The sequence below is a fragment of the Emticicia sp. C21 genome (assembly GCF_003418935.1).
GTDB lineage: Bacteria > Bacteroidota > Bacteroidia > Cytophagales > Spirosomataceae > Emticicia.
This window is the reverse complement of record NZ_QVMT01000002.1, coordinates 142,768-158,932: the sequence shown is the minus strand read 5'-3', so window position 1 is coordinate 158,932 and position 16,165 is coordinate 142,768. Positions and strand designations below refer to the sequence as shown.

General features: G+C 37.6%; 15 protein-coding genes. 12 read left to right on the top strand and 3 right to left on the bottom strand.

Annotated elements, in window-relative coordinates; all coding sequences use genetic code 11:
* Positions 1-509 precede the first annotated feature (509 nt).
* The 4 genes from D0T08_RS05630 to nadA all read left to right on the top strand — a co-directional run bounded on the left by D0T08_RS05630 (position 510) and on the right by nadA (position 6,755).
* Positions 510-2,597 carry a S9 family peptidase gene (locus D0T08_RS05630; protein ID WP_229238907.1) on the top strand — a complete coding sequence of 696 codons (2,088 nt, stop codon included), beginning with the start codon at positions 510-512 and terminating at the stop codon, positions 2,595-2,597.
* 230 nt (positions 2,598-2,827) lie between these two features.
* Positions 2,828-4,540 (top strand): DUF6089 family protein, encoded by a 1,713-nt coding sequence (locus D0T08_RS05625; protein ID WP_116981629.1) that lies wholly within the window; start codon positions 2,828-2,830, stop codon positions 4,538-4,540.
* Positions 4,541-4,784: 244 nt separating this feature from the next.
* Complete coding sequence (locus tag D0T08_RS05620; protein WP_116981628.1) at positions 4,785-5,744, top strand: hypothetical protein; 960 nt, start codon at positions 4,785-4,787, stop codon at positions 5,742-5,744.
* 51 nt (positions 5,745-5,795) lie between these two features.
* Complete coding sequence (gene nadA, locus D0T08_RS05615; RefSeq protein ID WP_116981627.1) at positions 5,796-6,755, top strand: quinolinate synthase NadA; 960 nt, start codon at positions 5,796-5,798, stop codon at positions 6,753-6,755.
* 103 nt (positions 6,756-6,858) lie between these two features.
* Here nadA and D0T08_RS05610 read toward each other — a convergent pair whose 3' ends face one another.
* From D0T08_RS05610 to D0T08_RS05600, 3 genes are all read right to left on the bottom strand, one after another.
* Complete coding sequence (locus D0T08_RS05610) at positions 6,859-7,257, bottom strand: hypothetical protein (RefSeq protein WP_116981626.1); 399 nt, start codon at positions 7,255-7,257, stop codon at positions 6,859-6,861.
* Between the two features lie 100 nt (positions 7,258-7,357).
* A complete protein-coding gene (locus D0T08_RS05605) occupies positions 7,358-8,254 on the bottom strand; it encodes a hypothetical protein (RefSeq protein ID WP_158561204.1) in 897 nt (298 codons plus the stop codon).
* Positions 8,224-8,604 carry a hypothetical protein gene (locus tag D0T08_RS05600; protein WP_116981624.1) on the bottom strand — a complete coding sequence of 127 codons (381 nt, stop codon included), beginning with the start codon at positions 8,602-8,604 and terminating at the stop codon, positions 8,224-8,226. The genes D0T08_RS05605 and D0T08_RS05600 overlap by 31 nt, the downstream gene beginning before the upstream one ends.
* Positions 8,605-8,985: 381 nt before the next feature.
* Here D0T08_RS05600 and D0T08_RS05595 point away from each other — a divergent pair, with 381 nt between their 5' ends.
* The 8 genes from D0T08_RS05595 (at position 8,986) to pseI (ending at position 15,979) form a co-directional block, all read left to right on the top strand.
* On the top strand, positions 8,986-9,447 hold the full coding sequence (locus D0T08_RS05595) for a nucleoside deaminase (protein ID WP_255413512.1): 462 nt from the start codon (positions 8,986-8,988) through the stop codon (positions 9,445-9,447).
* Between the two features lie 132 nt (positions 9,448-9,579).
* Positions 9,580-10,206 carry a superoxide dismutase gene (locus tag D0T08_RS05590; protein WP_116981622.1) on the top strand — a complete coding sequence of 209 codons (627 nt, stop codon included), beginning with the start codon at positions 9,580-9,582 and terminating at the stop codon, positions 10,204-10,206.
* 189 nt (positions 10,207-10,395) lie between these two features.
* Positions 10,396-11,415: a UDP-N-acetylglucosamine 4,6-dehydratase (inverting) gene (gene pseB, locus D0T08_RS05585; protein ID WP_116981621.1), complete on the top strand. Its 1,020-nt coding sequence runs from the start codon at positions 10,396-10,398 to the stop codon at positions 11,413-11,415.
* A 6-nt stretch (positions 11,416-11,421) separates the two neighbouring features.
* A complete protein-coding gene (gene pseC / locus D0T08_RS05580) occupies positions 11,422-12,606 on the top strand; it encodes a UDP-4-amino-4,6-dideoxy-N-acetyl-beta-L-altrosamine transaminase (protein WP_116981620.1) in 1,185 nt (394 codons plus the stop codon).
* Positions 12,607-12,608: 2 nt separating this feature from the next.
* Entirely contained in the window at positions 12,609-13,241 is a 633-nt protein-coding gene (locus tag D0T08_RS05575) for a pseudaminic acid biosynthesis-associated methylase (RefSeq protein ID WP_116981619.1), read from the top strand.
* Positions 13,242-13,248: 7 nt separating this feature from the next.
* Entirely contained in the window at positions 13,249-13,935 is a 687-nt protein-coding gene (pseF, locus tag D0T08_RS05570; protein ID WP_116981618.1) for a pseudaminic acid cytidylyltransferase, read from the top strand.
* A complete protein-coding gene (locus D0T08_RS05565) occupies positions 13,932-14,951 on the top strand; it encodes a GNAT family N-acetyltransferase (RefSeq protein ID WP_116981617.1) in 1,020 nt (339 codons plus the stop codon). The genes pseF and D0T08_RS05565 overlap by 4 nt, the downstream gene beginning before the upstream one ends.
* On the top strand, positions 14,948-15,979 hold the full coding sequence (gene pseI / locus D0T08_RS05560; RefSeq protein ID WP_116981616.1) for a pseudaminic acid synthase: 1,032 nt from the start codon (positions 14,948-14,950) through the stop codon (positions 15,977-15,979). The genes D0T08_RS05565 and pseI overlap by 4 nt, the downstream gene beginning before the upstream one ends.
* The last annotated feature ends 186 nt before the right edge of the window (positions 15,980-16,165 follow it).

Sequence of the window (16,165 nt, the reverse complement as noted above, 5' to 3'; positions counted from 1 at the left end):
CCCGTTGTGAATTGTTGTCCAAGACTAGGCGTCTCCGACTGAGCGTCCCAACTGGGCGTCCCCTAAATTTCAGATTTAGAATTGTGTTGTCAAAGTATTTGGAGAAGTTTTTAGTATAATCATACTGTTGGAGAGAGGGGATATAGTGAAGGAGCGGACAGCTAGCCTTGTTAGACGAACTTCAAAAATTTCCCTAAAGTCACCGTCGGAACTAAAGTTTCGACAGATAATACTTTTTTGTTTAATAGTTTATTTTAATCCTTTGTTTATATATACTATCAATGCTTTGTTAGGTGATTTTGCATTGCTTTGTTAAATGCTTTATCAGATTTTGACAGGGTAATTGTTAAAAATAAAGGATTGTATAGTTTAATATTTTTTCATTAATTTTTGCCTGCAAGATAATTTCCAACAATATTGGCAAAAAAACGCTTTCTTTGTTACCCTTCCCCATCAGGCTTAGGCTTCTATTAAAAACAAGTTTCAGAAGATTTGAATGATTAGATAATATGAGTATTAAACAATTAATGAAGCACGACGGTATTGCTACACCCATCGTACAAACACAACCTAAAGAATTATCGATTCACGGGCATACCCGCATTGATAATTATTACTGGCTTAATGAAAGAGAAAATCCTGAAGTATTGGCCTATCTGAATGCAGAAAATCACTACCTGGATCAGGTAATGGCACCAATAAAGCCTTTTGAAGAAAAGCTTTTTCAGGAAATGAAGAGCCGTATTAAAGAGCAGGATGAGTCGGTGCCCGTAAAAGATGGCAACTATTTTTACTATGCCCGATTTATTGAGGGAGGTGAATACCCGATTTATTGCCGCAAAAAGGGAAGTTTTGATGCGCCAGAAGAAATTCTGTTAGATGGTAACAAGCTAGGCAAGAATAAAAAGTACTTCAATATTGGTGGCTATGAAATAACAGATAACGAAGAAATAATGGCCTATGGGGTTGATACCGTAAGTCGCAGGAATTATACAGTAAGATTCAAAAACCTGCAAACGGGTAAACTATACAAAGAGCAGATAAAAAATACTGAGGGCGGTAGCTATGCCTGGGCAAGTGATAATAAGACCTTCTTTTATATTTTAAGAGACCAACAAACGCTATTGGGCTATCAGGTCTGGCGACATATTTTAGGGACTGATGTAAAAAGTGATGTATTGGTTTATGAGGAAAAAGACAATCAGTTCTATATGGGATTGGGCCGAATGAAATCGAAAAAGTATATTGCCATTGGTTGCGATCATAACGGCGTCTCTACTGAGTACCGATTGTTAGATGCTGCAAAACCAATGGGTGAGTTTAAGGTATTTTCAGAAAGAGAAAGGGGACATGAGTATAGTATCGAGCATTTTGAAGATAAATTTTATATCAAAACCAATCAGGATAAAGCTATTAACTTTAAACTGATGGAAGTAAAAGAAAATCAGGTAGCAGATAAAACTAAATGGAAAGAAGTGATACCCCATAGAAAAGAAGTTTTGCTTGAATCTATCGAGGTTTTTGAAAATCATCTCGTGTTGCAGGAAAGAAAAGAGGGCTTGATTCAACTGAGAGTTATTAATCAAACAACCAAAGAAGAACATTATGTAGATTTTGGCGAGCCTGCTTATGATGCCTACATTGGTGCCAACCACGAGTTTAATACCAATATTCTGCGGTTCATTTATACCTCATTGACTACCCCTGGTTCGACTTTTGATTATAATTTAGATACCCAAGCTAAAGAATTAAAAAAAGAACAAGCAGTAATTGGTGAATTTAATAAAAACAATTATGTGTCTGAAAGAGTTTTTGTTATTGCAAGAGACGGAGTCAGGATTCCCCTATCTATTGTATATAAGAAAGGCACACAACTTGATGGCAAAGCACCACTGCTACAGTATTCGTATGGTTCTTATGGATACTCTACAGATGCTACCTTCAGCTCTGTTCGTTTAAGCCTGCTCGACAGGGGATTTGTCTATGCTATTGCGCACATCAGGGGTGGTCAGGAGATGGGTCGCGAATGGTATGATAACGGTAAAATGTTTAAGAAGATCAATACCTTTAACGATTTTATCGACTGCTCTGAATTTCTGATTGCCAACAAGTATTGTAGCCCGGATAAACTATTTGCGATGGGTGGAAGTGCCGGCGGATTATTGATGGGTGCCATTGCCAATATGAGGCCGGATTTGTATAGAGGAATAGTAGCCTCGGTTCCGTTTGTAGATGTAGTAACAACGATGCTGGACGAGAGCATTCCCTTAACAACAGGAGAATTTGACGAGTGGGGAAATCCTAAAAACAGAGACTCTTATGAGTATATGCTTTCGTATTCACCTTACGATAATGTGGAGAAAAAAGACTATCCTAATATGCTCGTAACCACTGGTTTACACGACTCACAGGTACAATATTTTGAGCCTGCGAAGTGGGTTGCCAAGTTACGTACGTTTAAAACCGATAGCCATTTATTATTGATGTATATAGATATGGAAGCAGGTCATGGTGGAGCCTCCGGACGCTTTGCTTCCTTGAAATTAATTGCGAAAGAATATGCATTTATTTTAGATTTAGCCAATATTTTGGGCTAAAACATTTCTGTACTTTTATTAGTTTATGTTTTTGGCTATTAAAAACACACTGTTAAGGTTTCAATTTTACCGATTAATCATATTCGTAAAAAAAATGAACCTTTTTTTTAGAAATTTATAACATTTTGTTTTTTCTTTGCCAAATATTCCGAACAGATTGTGACCCAAAATGCTTTATTTAGTCCAATTTTTACATTGTTTTATTTGATATAACATAAAAATTCCCCAACATGAAGAAGGCAATACTATTATTTGCGGCGTTATTTACAATCTCGCTGGCGTCGCAAGCCCAAGACACCTGTAGAGTTTGTAAACCATATAAGTGGGAAGTCGGTCTCCTACTCGGCGCTAATCAATATTTTGGTGATATGCACTGTAGCAAAGCATATCTTTCAGAAAACCGCCCAATGTTTGGTGCGTTTGTGCGCAGACACTTCGGTAACTATTTTGCATTAAGAGGTCAGGTAATGGTAGGTGCTCTCGCCGGAAATGATTTGGATCAACCTGAAGGAAGATGGGATTACCGTCGTCTTAAATTTAGTTCTTCATTAATAGAGGTAGCTGTACTAGGTGAGTTGTATCCTTTTGGGGAACGTTTTTACTATTGTGACGGGACATTCAAGAAAACAGTAAAACCTTATATCTATGGTGGTGTTGGTGGCGTGTTCACTAACCCGACTTTTGAGGTTCAACCAGGTGGTGCCTTCCCTCCATTGCAGCGATTAATGGATGAGGACAGAGCCAATCTGAAAAAAGCAGCTTTCATGTTACCATTCGGCTTAGGTGTTAAATGGAATTTAGCTGAAAGATGGACGCTTGGTTTAGAAGCCGGCTACCGTTATGTTTTCTCTGATTACCTGGATGGTACACACGCCTCTACTACAAGTTTAGAGACTGGTGTGCCTAAAAATGATGGTTATGCAGTAGTAAACTTATTAGGTTCATATAGATTTGGTGATAAAGATAGCGACAAAGACGGTGTTGTTGACCGTTGTGATGCTTGTATCAACGAAAAAGGTTTACGCAAATTCCAGGGCTGTCCTGATACTGATGGTGATGGTATTCCTGATAAAGATGATGCTTGTCCTACTCAAGCCGGACCAATGGCATTACAAGGTTGCCCGGATACTGACGGTGATGGTATTGCTGATAAAGATGATGCTTGCCCTACAGTAGTTGGTCCTGCTTCATTACAAGGTTGCCCTGATAAAGATAAAGATGGTGTAGCAGATAAAGATGATGCTTGTCCGGATGTACCAGGTTTGAAAGCTTTGAGAGGTTGTCCTGATACAGATGGTGATGGTATCACAGATAAAGACGATGCTTGTCCAAACGAGCCTGGCCCTGCTTCATTGAATGGCTGTCCTGATTCAGATGGTGATGGTGTAGCTGATAAAGATGATGCTTGTCCTAACCTGGCAGGTGTAGCTTCTGCGAAAGGTTGTCCTGACAAAGACGGTGACGGCGTAGCTGACGACAAAGATAAATGTCCTGATTTACCAGGATTACAAACTAACGATGGTTGTCCTGAAGGATACGTAAATGGTATAGCTCCGGGTTATAGAACATTGAGTGGTTGTATGATTTCTAAAGCTGAGCTAGACGAATTAAGCTTTGCAGCACAAGGTATCGAGTTCTACAATGGTACAAACAAATTGAAACCAAGTTCTTACAAAAAGCTGGATCGTGTTTGTTCATTATTACAAAGATGCCCTGATAGCATTCTTAATATCGTAGCTTATAACGATGGTTCAAGCACTTCTGCAAATCTTCGTTCAGCTAAATTACGTTCATGCGCTATCTACGCTTACTTCCTGAAGAAAAAATGTATCAGCAAAGCACGTATGACTTATGAAGGAAAACCAGATGAAGACCCATCTTCTTCTTACATGACACCAGACGGCAAAAAAGCTAATACCCGTGTAGAATTCCAATTGAAATAATCTTCAGATTTGAGTTATAATAGAAGAGCAGAACCAAAAAGTTCTGCTCTTTTTTATTCTCTAATATATCAACTTCAATATTTTTATCTTAAAATTTTTCCATTGAAAAACCACGAATTAGCACAAACTTTGCCATTAAATAAAAACAGGAGTAGCATTTTCGGGAAAAGTTGTAACTTTATGCTAAAAATTCGCCACGCTTAGGTTACTTCAATTATTTTTTCACATTTATTTCATCAAAAGCATGAAACTAAATCTAAAACATACGAGCGTCTATATTTGTCTGGGAACAATCTTATTATTCGCCTCTTCTTGCACCGCTCAATTAGACATTGTTAATCCTACCAGCAAATGTCTTGAAACCAAGTATACTTTCTCGAGACAAGGGAAAGTTGAACAGCAATTCGTTAAACAATATGATGCACAGGCAAGACTACAGAACGAAACCAATACTTATTCGAGTCAGTTCTCGGGTAACTATACCGAATCATATGCGTATGAATATGATACTAAGGGCAACAATACCAAGATAACTTATAGCCATAACAATGTGGTGAAAAAGGTAACCAAGAAAGAATACAGCCTCCTGGGGCAGCTGACGCAGGAAGTTATTTCTACTGATGGCATTTCGAGCCCTCTTACCAGAACCTTATTTACTGAATCAGGATCAACACAAATCTTTTATGATAAAGATGGTGTTACCGAGACTGTCAGAGAAATAATCGGCCTTGATTTGAATGGACAGGTTATTACCAAAGAAGTAGTAAGTGCCAATGGCGTGTTAGCTTTCTCAGATAAATATACTTATGCGCTTCTGGGTAAAGTAAGCCGCTGGGTACATTATGATGCCGCCGATAAAATGACTACCATTACCAATTACGAGTATAATTCAGGCGGTAACCTGACTAAGGAAACTACTACGCGCAATGATGTTTTATTTGCCTCAACCGTTAATACTTATAATGCTCAGGGGGTACTAGAAAAGAGAACCCGCCTGAATGGCAACAATCAGGTTGATTACTACTTTACTTACGAACACAATAGTAAAGGATTAATGGTAAAAGAGAACTATTTTTACAATAATCAGATTTTAAGTACAAGAGGCTTTGAGTACGATGCAAAGGGCAATCAGGTAAAAGAATTATTCTCTGACTCAAAGGGTACAACAACCTCTTTGAAAGAATGGGAATTCCTATGCAATTAAGCCTTGGGTCTCATACATTTTTATTGACAGTTATTTAGAAAATTAACCAAAATGGTAAAAGAAGGTATTGATCTGGTAGCTGAAATAGCTCGCCTGAAGAAAGAGAAGAACGCTGTTATTTTGGCGCACTATTATCAGGTGGCTGAAATTCAGGATATTGCCGATTACATAGGCGATAGTTTGGGCCTTTCGCAACAAGCGGCTAAGACAGATGCTGATATGATTGTTTTTGCAGGCGTACGTTTCATGGCCGAAACCGCAAAAATATTGTCTCCACAAAAGAAAGTGGTACTGCCTGATATGAACGCAGGTTGTTCATTAGAGGAATCTGCCCCGGCTGATGTATTTGCGGCTTTCAAAGCAGAACATCCTGACCATATTGTCATTTCTTATGTAAACTGTTCGGCTGCACTAAAAACACTGACCGATGTGGTTTGTACAAGTAGCAATGCCGTGAAAATTGTTGAGAGTTTCCCGAAAGACCAGAAGATTATCTTTGCCCCTGATAAAAACCTGGGTGGATATATTAACCGCGTAACAGGCCGCAATATGGTATTGTGGGATGGTGCCTGTATGGTTCATGAGACTTTCTCAGGCAAAATGATTCAGGATTTAAAAGATAAGCATCCGAATGCAAAAGTTGTGGCTCACCCTGAAAGCGAGCAACCTGTTTTGCAATTGGCTGACTATATTGGTTCGACAACAGGTTTATTAAAACACGTAATCAATAGCGCAGATAAAGAGTTTATTGTAGCTACTGAATCAGGTATTTTGCACCAGATGAGAAAAGCTGCACCAGATAAAAAATTTATTGTGGCACCTACTTCTCGCAATGGTCATGCCTGTCAGGCTTGTTCTGATTGTCCGCACATGAAACTGAACACAATGGAAAAACTCTATTTGTGTTTAAGAGACGAAACACCGGAAATTACACTGCCGATGGATGTAATAGAAGCAGCCAGAAAGCCTATCGAAAAAATGCTTGAGTTATCGGCTAAGTTTGGTTTGTAATAAAACTAAAAGAAGCCTAATGAATTAATGATATGATTAGATTTCAATTGCATCAATACATTGTGTTGATGCAATTACTCTAAAATGGTCATTGAGTATACTTCTAAATTAGAATTGACAATACATAGGGAATGATAAAAAGCAATAGGATTCCTGATACAAAAAAAATAATAACTGCTCTCTTTCTTGTATAAGTACTTGATTCTTCAATATCAATAGTATCAATAGGAGGGAATTGGCGATGAATGATATATAGGAAAATCGCATAAGGACTAAATAAAATAACTCCATTGAAAATTATAGACACCAGGTCTCTTCTAAGTGGAATAAATGCAAAATTCAACTTGAATTGTAGAGTAGCCAAAACTGTCAGAATAATTATGTAATATATAGAAAGAATTCCTCCAAATACGAATTTATATTCTCTTTTGGCATAGGCCTCGCCATGTTTTTTAAGTAAAAAACTATAAGAAAAATTTCTTAGAAGTAAGAGGAATTTCATGGTTTTTATGTTAAAACTTAAGTTACTGATTATTCTCAATTAGTTGCTAAACTTCGATTTACAAAATTTAGCAACTAAGTTATAGAATTATTCATTGTTATTACTGACAAACTTGCGTACCAACTGCTATCCCTATAGAAACAATACCTGTGGCCACGGCTACCCACGGAGCTGCAAATACACCAGCTGCTACAAGTCCTGTTACTCCAAGAGCAGTTTGTGCTAAATTCCATCCATCTTCATTCCATTGAAATCCATCTTCTGAAATACCCATATAAAGTTGAACTCCATCTATAAGCACTCCTGCAATACCAACTGATTTCCCAACCGCAGATGCCAACGGGAAAAAATCATTCACAGCCCCTCCGGTTGCCCTTGCTAAAGCATCCGCTTTATCAAGTGTCCAGCCTGTTATATTAGTTGCCAATCCGGTAGCATACAATGCATCTGAAACTTGGCTATTGAATGAGCCTCTATCTCCGCCAGCTCTACATGCTGCTGTTTGAATATTGTAACTTCTTAATGGGTATTGTTGTACAAAATAGTAAGTTGTACTATTACCATCATTACCACCAGTAGTATAGTTACCAAAATCAGATGGGTATCCATTGCTAGGTGTATCGTTAGTGCAGACTAATTCACTTACAGTATGTAAAGTAACTGTAATTTCAGCACAATTAGGACCACAAGAACTTCCGGAAACTGTTTGATAAGTAATAGTTACTTGATTACACTGTTTTACTTTAGCATTAGAAGCCTGATTTAAATTAAATAATTGCTCTGGTTTCCCATTTTTGTAAAGTACTCCCTCTTGCAAAGTATCATTCCAATCAGCCTTCAGAATCCAGCCATCAAAATTACTACTTCTTAAAATGGGTTCATTAGAATTAATTTTAAACCTGTCGTATGCAATTTGAATCAATTGATATTTTACTTTATTTTTTTCCTTATAAACAATAAAGAATTCTACCATTGGATGAACATATTCCTTGGGCATCTTTTCTCTATAGGCTGTATTATCATTAAAATAAACAATACCAGGTCTATTCTCATCTTCATATTCCATTGGAATTGAAATAAAGACTTTTTTGATTTATCTATTAGATTTATAGCTTTCTCCCAGTTTACCTTTCTTATATAATTCCTATGACCAGCATCTTTTTTTACTCGCAGCGCAGATGTATTAAATTCTGGTTGACTGTAAAACCATTTTTTTGCCTCTTCTACAGATAAAATCTCTAATTCTTTATCTAACAAAATGTCTTCAATTAAAGACTTTTCACAGGATAAAGTACTGATTCCTCCCGAAATCAATAACAAGTTTTGAATGAATTTTCCTCTTTTCATTGAATTTAAAATTAAAAGTCAAGCAATAATTATTTATTAAGTTTATGGAAATACTTTAGTATAAAATATATTTGTGCAATTGAGGAAATAATAAATAGTAGTTTGTTGTGTTTTTGGATTATAATTTAAACTTTACCCTATTTGGAATTGATACTCGTTGAAATAAAATTATTGGCAATCAAAGCAGAGAGTCATAGCAAAATATATTTCAAAAATAATTAAAATTTATTAATTATTCATATACCATATAGAGATTCATATAAAATTAATAATCATTAAAATTTATTGATACCTATAGTTAATAGATTGCTTACAAAACTCGAAGTAGCCTTTGGCACGCAATAACTATTTTAAACTTTTATTTTTTAAAAACCTCTTACAATCTTGGCACTCTCCTATCCACTTTACTCTCACGAATATTTCATGGACAAAGCGCTTGATTTAGCCATACAATCGGGCGAAGCAGGAGAGATTCCTGTGGGTGCTATTGTGGTTGCTGGGGGCAGTAAAATTATCGGAAAAGGGACTAATCAGACTGAACAACTCAATGATGTCACGGCCCACGCCGAAATCATTGCCATTACAGCAGCCGCACAATTCCTTGGCGGCAAATATCTGAAAGACTGCACTTTATACGTAACACTCGAACCCTGTGTAATGTGCTCCGGGGCTTTGCAATGGACACAGATTGACCGCATTGTGTATGGAGCCTCTGATCCTAAACGGGGTTTCGCAAGGGTTTCTCCTAACATTCTTCATCCTAAGACTACTGTCGTAAAAGGTATTTTAGAAAAAGATTGCGAAATGATAGTAAAGAATTTTTTCAAGAATTTGCGAACATAATTTTTGCCGTTAGCGTTTACCCTTAGTGCATGGCTGAATATTATGACTCTATTAGAGAGTCAAATTTAAATCATGCTTCCGGGCCGCATTAAACACACTATTATATTCAACATTTAAAACTTACTTTAGAATATGGCATACACACTCGATCCGCTCCCATACGCAAGTGACGCACTGGAGCCTCATTTTGACAAGGCAACTATGGAAATCCACCATGACCGTCACCACCAGGCTTATGTAACCAATCTGAACAATGCCATTGCAGGTACAGAACTGGAAAGCCTATCATTGAAAGAATTATTAGCCAATATCAGCAAACATCCGGCACCAGTAAGAAACAACGGTGGCGGACATTTCAACCACGATTTATTCTGGAATATTCTTTCACCAAATGGCGGCGGAACACCATCAAGCACTTTAGGTAAAGCAATTGATGATGCTTTCGGTTCGTTTGATGCCTTTAAAGATGAGTTCAAAAAAGCGGCTATCGGGCGTTTTGGTTCAGGTTGGGCATGGTTAGCCGTGGACGACCAGGAAAAACTCTTTATTACTTCTACTCCTAACCAGGATAATCCATTGATGGATGTAGCTGATAAAAAAGGTATTCCGGTATTAGGATTAGACGTATGGGAGCACGCTTATTATCTGAAATTCCAAAACAAACGTCCTGATTATATCGATACTTTCTGGAATGTAGTTGACTGGGATGCCGTACAAAAACGTTTCTCAAACGCCAAAAGAGGTATTCCTAACGCTTAAAGATAATTTGGCTTGATTATAGAGAGATGCCCAAGGGCATCTCTTTTTGTTTAAAATATACGAGTTAAGAGGAGACGATTATAAGTAGTTAAGCGTTATATTCTTTTTTAAAGCATTCTTAACTACTTTTGCATGGAAACTCCTTTTTAATGATAAAAGGATACATCAAAATCATTTTTCAGATTTGATATGTCATTCACTTTCAAAGATAAAACCATATTGATTACCGGTGGTACGGGCTCTTTAGGAAAAGCCCTTACCAGGCATATTTTGTCGAATCATCCGGAAATAAAGAAATTAATCATTTTTTCAAGAGACGAGCAGAAGCAATTCGAAATGGCGCACGAGTATCCTGACAGTAAATACCCGCAAATGCGGTATTTTATTGGCGATGTGCGTGATTTCGAACGCCTGAAAAGAGCATTAAAAGGCGTTGATTTTGTTATTCATGCAGCGGCTATGAAGCACGTGCCTATTGCAGAATATAACCCGATGGAATGTGTAAAGACCAATGTATTAGGGGCAGAAAATGTGATTAACGCCTGTCTTGAAACAGATGTAGAGCGTGTAGTAGCCTTATCGACCGATAAAGCCTGTGCACCAATCAACTTATACGGAGCCACTAAACTGGCATCTGACAAGCTATTTGTGGCGGCCAATAATATTAAAGGTTGGAATCCTATCAGATTTTCGGTAGTACGCTATGGCAACGTAATGGGCTCAAATGGTTCCGTGATACCTTTCTTCCTGAAGAAAAAGAAAGAGGGCATTATTCCGGTTACAGACCCTACTATGACCCGCTTTAATATTTCTCTGCAAGGAGGGGTTGACATGGTGATGCATGCGTTGGAACACGCCTGGGGCGGAGAAATATTTATTCCTAAAATTCCATCCTATCATATTCTTGATGTAGCAAAAGCCATCGCTCCTGAGGCTGAGGTAAAAATTGTAGGCATCAGACCCGGCGAAAAAGTACATGAAGAGATGATTACAGAATCAGACTCTTTCCTTACCTACGATTTAGGTAAATACTATACCATTCTCCCTTCGACGCATAAATGGAAAATCGAAGATTTCATGGCAGAGTTTAATGCTACAAAAGTACCTGTAGGTTTCAAATATACTTCAAATCATAATACAGAATGGGAAACTGTTGAAGATTTGAGGGCCCTGATTAAAGAACACGTTGATCCAACTTTTGAAGTTTAACAGCAAATGAATAGCATTCCATACGGAAAACAGCACATCACTGACGAAGACCTGGCGGTTGTAGTAGAGACCCTCAAAAGTCCTTTTTTGACTCAGGGGCCTAAGATAAAAGAGTTTGAAGACGATTTTGCGAAATATATAGGTGCAAAATATGCAGTTGCCGTAGCAAACGGAACAGCCGCTTTGCATTTATGTGCTCTGGCTCTGGGCGTAAAAGAAGGCGATAAAGTAATTACTACACCGATAACCTTTGCCGCATCGGCCAATTGTGTTCGTTATTGTGACGGAGAAGTAGTGTTTGCTGATATTGATCCTGAAACCTATCTGATAGACATCAATGCGGTCAGAAATCTACTGGAAAGTTCTCCTAAAGGTACTTATGCCGGAATCATTCCTGTTGATTTTGCCGGAAGAGCCGTGAATCTGGAAGAATTTAGAAAACTGGCAGATGAATATAATCTCTGGATTATTGAAGATGCCTGCCATGCACCCGGTGGATATTTCATCGATTCGAATGGTGACCAACAATGGTGTGGCAATGGCAAATTTGCTGATTTAGCTATCTTCTCTTTTCATCCGGTTAAACATATCGCCAGTGGTGAGGGTGGGATGATAACTACCAATGATGAAAAACTTTACCAGAGTCTGCTGCAATTAAGAACCCACGGTATTACAAGGCTAGAGAATCAATATATCAACAGCATTGAGTTTGCCGGAGGGATTGATAAATACCCGGGCTGGTATATGGAGATGCAGAATTTAGGTTTCAACTATCGGATAACCGATTTTCAGGCAGCGTTGGGAAGTAGTCAGTTGAAAAGGGCCGATGAAGGATTAGTCAGAAGAAGAGCAATCGCTGCCCGTTATGCGGAAGATTTTAAAAATATTAGTGGTATTAAGGGCCAGTCAGGCGTTGTGGAAGGGCACGCTTACCATCTATATATTATAGAGGCAGAAAACAGACTTGGGCTTTACAATTATTTAAGAGAGCATAAGATTTTTGCACAAATCCATTATATCCCTACCCACCTAATGCCTTATTATCAGCAACTAGGTTCAAAAGTAGGCGACCAACCGATAGCCGAAGAGTATTATAGACATTGTATCAGCTTGCCAATGTACCCGACATTGACTGACGAAGAGCAAAACTATGTCATTGAGACCGTAATTAATTTTTTAAAATCTGAATAACATTGGAAGAGAAGAAATATATCACACCACAGGAGGAGTTCTGGGCAGGAGAATTTGGTAACGACTACATCAACCGCAATCAAAGTGCCGAGTACCTGGCTTCTAACCTTAATTTTTTCGTTAAAGCTTTAAATCAGGCAGGAAGACCAAAATCATTGATTGAATTTGGAGCGAATATAGGCATGAATCTGAAAGCCATTAAAGCCTTATTTCCTGATATCCAATTAGGCGGTATAGAAATTAACGCCGAAGCAGCCAAAGAATTAGGAAGTGTGATAGGTGGGGAGAATGTATTTCATGGTTCTATTTTCGATTACGAAAGTGCAGAGAAATTTGAAGTAGCATTGATAAAAGGTGTGTTAATTCACATAAATCCTGATATGTTGCCTGTTATTTATCAGAAATTGTATGATGCTTCGGGCAGGTATATATTGGTTTGCGAATATTATAATCCTGCTCCGGTTACCATCAACTACAGAGGTCATAGCGACCGCCTATTCAAACGTGATTTTGCCGGAGAAATGTTGGAAAAATTCCCTGATTTGAAGCTGGTTGATTATGGTTTTGTCTATAAAAGAGACCCGGCTTTCCCTCAGGATGATATTACATGGTTTTTAATGCAAAAAATCGGATAGTTTAATTATGGGCAATATAGTTATCATTCCGGCACGTGGAGGAAGCAAGCGGATTCCCCGAAAAAATATCAAAGATTTTTGCGGACTACCCATCATTACCTATTCCATAAAAGCTGCACTTGATAGCCAATTGTTTGATGAGGTAATGGTATCAACCGATGATAAAGAAATTGCGGAAATAAGTAAGCAATATGGTGCAGTCGTACCATTTTTTCGTTCAGCAGATAATTCAAACGATTATGCCACAACAGCATCTGTTTTGACTGAGGTATTAGATAAGCACAAAGCTCTTAATAAAAGTTTCCAATACGCCTGTTGCATCTACCCTACTGCTCCATTTGTAACAGCACAGAAATTGAAAGATGCCTATCAATTATTAATTGATAAAGACTTTGATACGGTTTTACCTATACAGCCATTTTCTTTTCCTATTCAAAGAGCTTTCTATAAAGAAAATGATAAAGTCAGATGGGTTGAGCCAAACCATGCCTTGACAAGGTCGCAGGATTTACCGAAGACCTTTCATGATGTAGGGCAATTTTACTTTTTTAATGTGAATGTCTTTCTGCAAACCAAACAATTACTAACTGCCAATTCAGGAGGAATAGAAATAAGTGAATTAGAGGCACAGGACATCGACAATGAAACCGACTGGAAATTGGCCGAAATGAAATTTAGATTAATTAATCCATGAGAAAATACGCTATCTTACACACACAAATATTTAGTTCGGGTAAATACAGTATCGTTCCACTTCGGGATGAGGACAAGTACGACATTATGAAATGGCGTAATGAACAAATCTATCATTTACGTCAAAACGAACCTCTGACAATCGAAAAACAGGAATGGTATTTCAGTAACGTAGTTGCTCATTTATTTGAGCAGGAAAAACCAACACAGATACTTTTCTCTTATCTGGAAAACGATGTCTGTATCGGCTATGGTGGCTTAGTCCATATTAATTGGGTTGATAAAAACGCTGAAATCTCATTTATCATCAATACTGCTCTTGAAAAAGATTTCTTTGAATTTCATTGGACAACGTATCTGAGCCTCATAGAAAAAGTTGCCTTTGAAGAGCTTAATTTTCATAAAATATATACTTACTCTTTCAATTTAAGACCTCACTTATACCCAATTCTTCAAAAAAACAATTACCATCAGGAAGCCATGCTTCATAACCATTGTTTGTTTGAAGGTAAATTTAAAGATGTATTCTTTCACGCAAAATTCAACCTTATCAATATCAGAAATGCAAGAGAAGATGATTTGCTTTTGTATTTTGACTGGACAAATGATGAAGGAGTAAGAAAGCAATCATTTAATAGTGAGCCTATTGTTCTGGAGAATCATGAAAAATGGTTTCATAAAAAATTGGCTGACCCGAATTGCCTGATGCTTGTCTTTGAAGATGCCCAACAAGTCCCAATCGGGCAAGTAAGATTTGAAAGCAACGAAGAGCAGAAAATAAGTGTTATAGGAATATCGCTGGATAAAAATTTTAGAGGACAGAAGTTAGCAGGTAAAATATTAGCCTTGGCATCTACCTGGTTTTTCAAAGAGAATCCTGATTATACCATACAGGCCTTTATAAAAGCAGAGAACAAAGGTTCTATCAATGCTTTTAGTAAAGCTGGTTTTACGTTCGAAAAAAGTTTAGATTATCAAGGGATAGATTCCGTATTATATACAAGAACTAATCGATGAAAATAGGAAATTATCAGATAGGGCCTAATTATAAACCTTTTATCATAGCAGAAATGAGTGGGAATCATAATCACTCATTGGAGCGGGCATTAAAGATTATTGAAACTGCTGCCAAATGTGGTGCTGATGCTTTAAAGCTACAAACTTACACGGCCGATACCATTACCATTAACCAGAGAGGTGGTCTTTTTGATATAAAAGATGATACTTCTTTATGGAAAAACAGAAATTTGTACGAGCTATACCAGGAGGCACACACGCCCTGGGAATGGCACGAAGCGATGTTTAAGTGTGCGGCAGATAATAAGATTATTTGTTTTTCTACCCCATTTGATAATACGGCAGTAGATTTTCTGGAAAGCCTTGGTACGCCCGCACATAAGATTGCTTCTTTTGAAAATAACCACTTCCCTCTACTGAAAAAGGTTGCTAAAACCGGTAAACCGGTTATTATGTCAACCGGGGCAAGTACATTGGCTAATCTTGATGAGGCAGTAGCTGTATTGAGAGAAAATGGATGTAAAGATTTAGTGTTATTGAAATGCACAAGTAATTATCCGGCTAGCCCTGAAAACTCAAATGTTCGTACAATTCCACATATGCGGGATTTGTTTCAATGTGAAATCGGGCTGAGTGATCATACAATGGGAATTGGAGTACCTTGTGCTGCGGTTACTTTAGGCGCTACAGTGATAGAGAAACATTTTTGCCTAAGCCGTGCTGAAGGTGGTGTAGATTCAGCCTTTTCATTAGAGCCGGAAGAGCTCAAATCACTAGTGATTGAAACCGAACGTGCCTGGCAGTCCTTAGGGCAGGTACAATACGGCGTACAGGAGTCTGAAAAAAAAAGTCTTTTATTCAAACGTTCTATCTATGTGGTAAAAGATATAAAAGCAGGCGAACTATTTACGGAAGAAAATATAAGGGTGATACGCCCGGGAGATGGTATGGCACCTAAATATTATGAAAGCTTATTAGGGAAAGTAGCGAGCATGCCATTTAAAGCAGGAACTTCATTGAATCTTTGAATTATTTGGCCTGTAACCTTGAATAGGTGAACAGTCCAGACCTACCCGAAAAGTTGCTATTTTTCATTTATTAGAATAGTACAATTTGCCAGTAAATAAAGATTTTATAAATTTTATTAATATTTGTATTAACATTCGCATTAAATGATATAACTTGCACAAAAAACCACAATTTTTACTGAAATC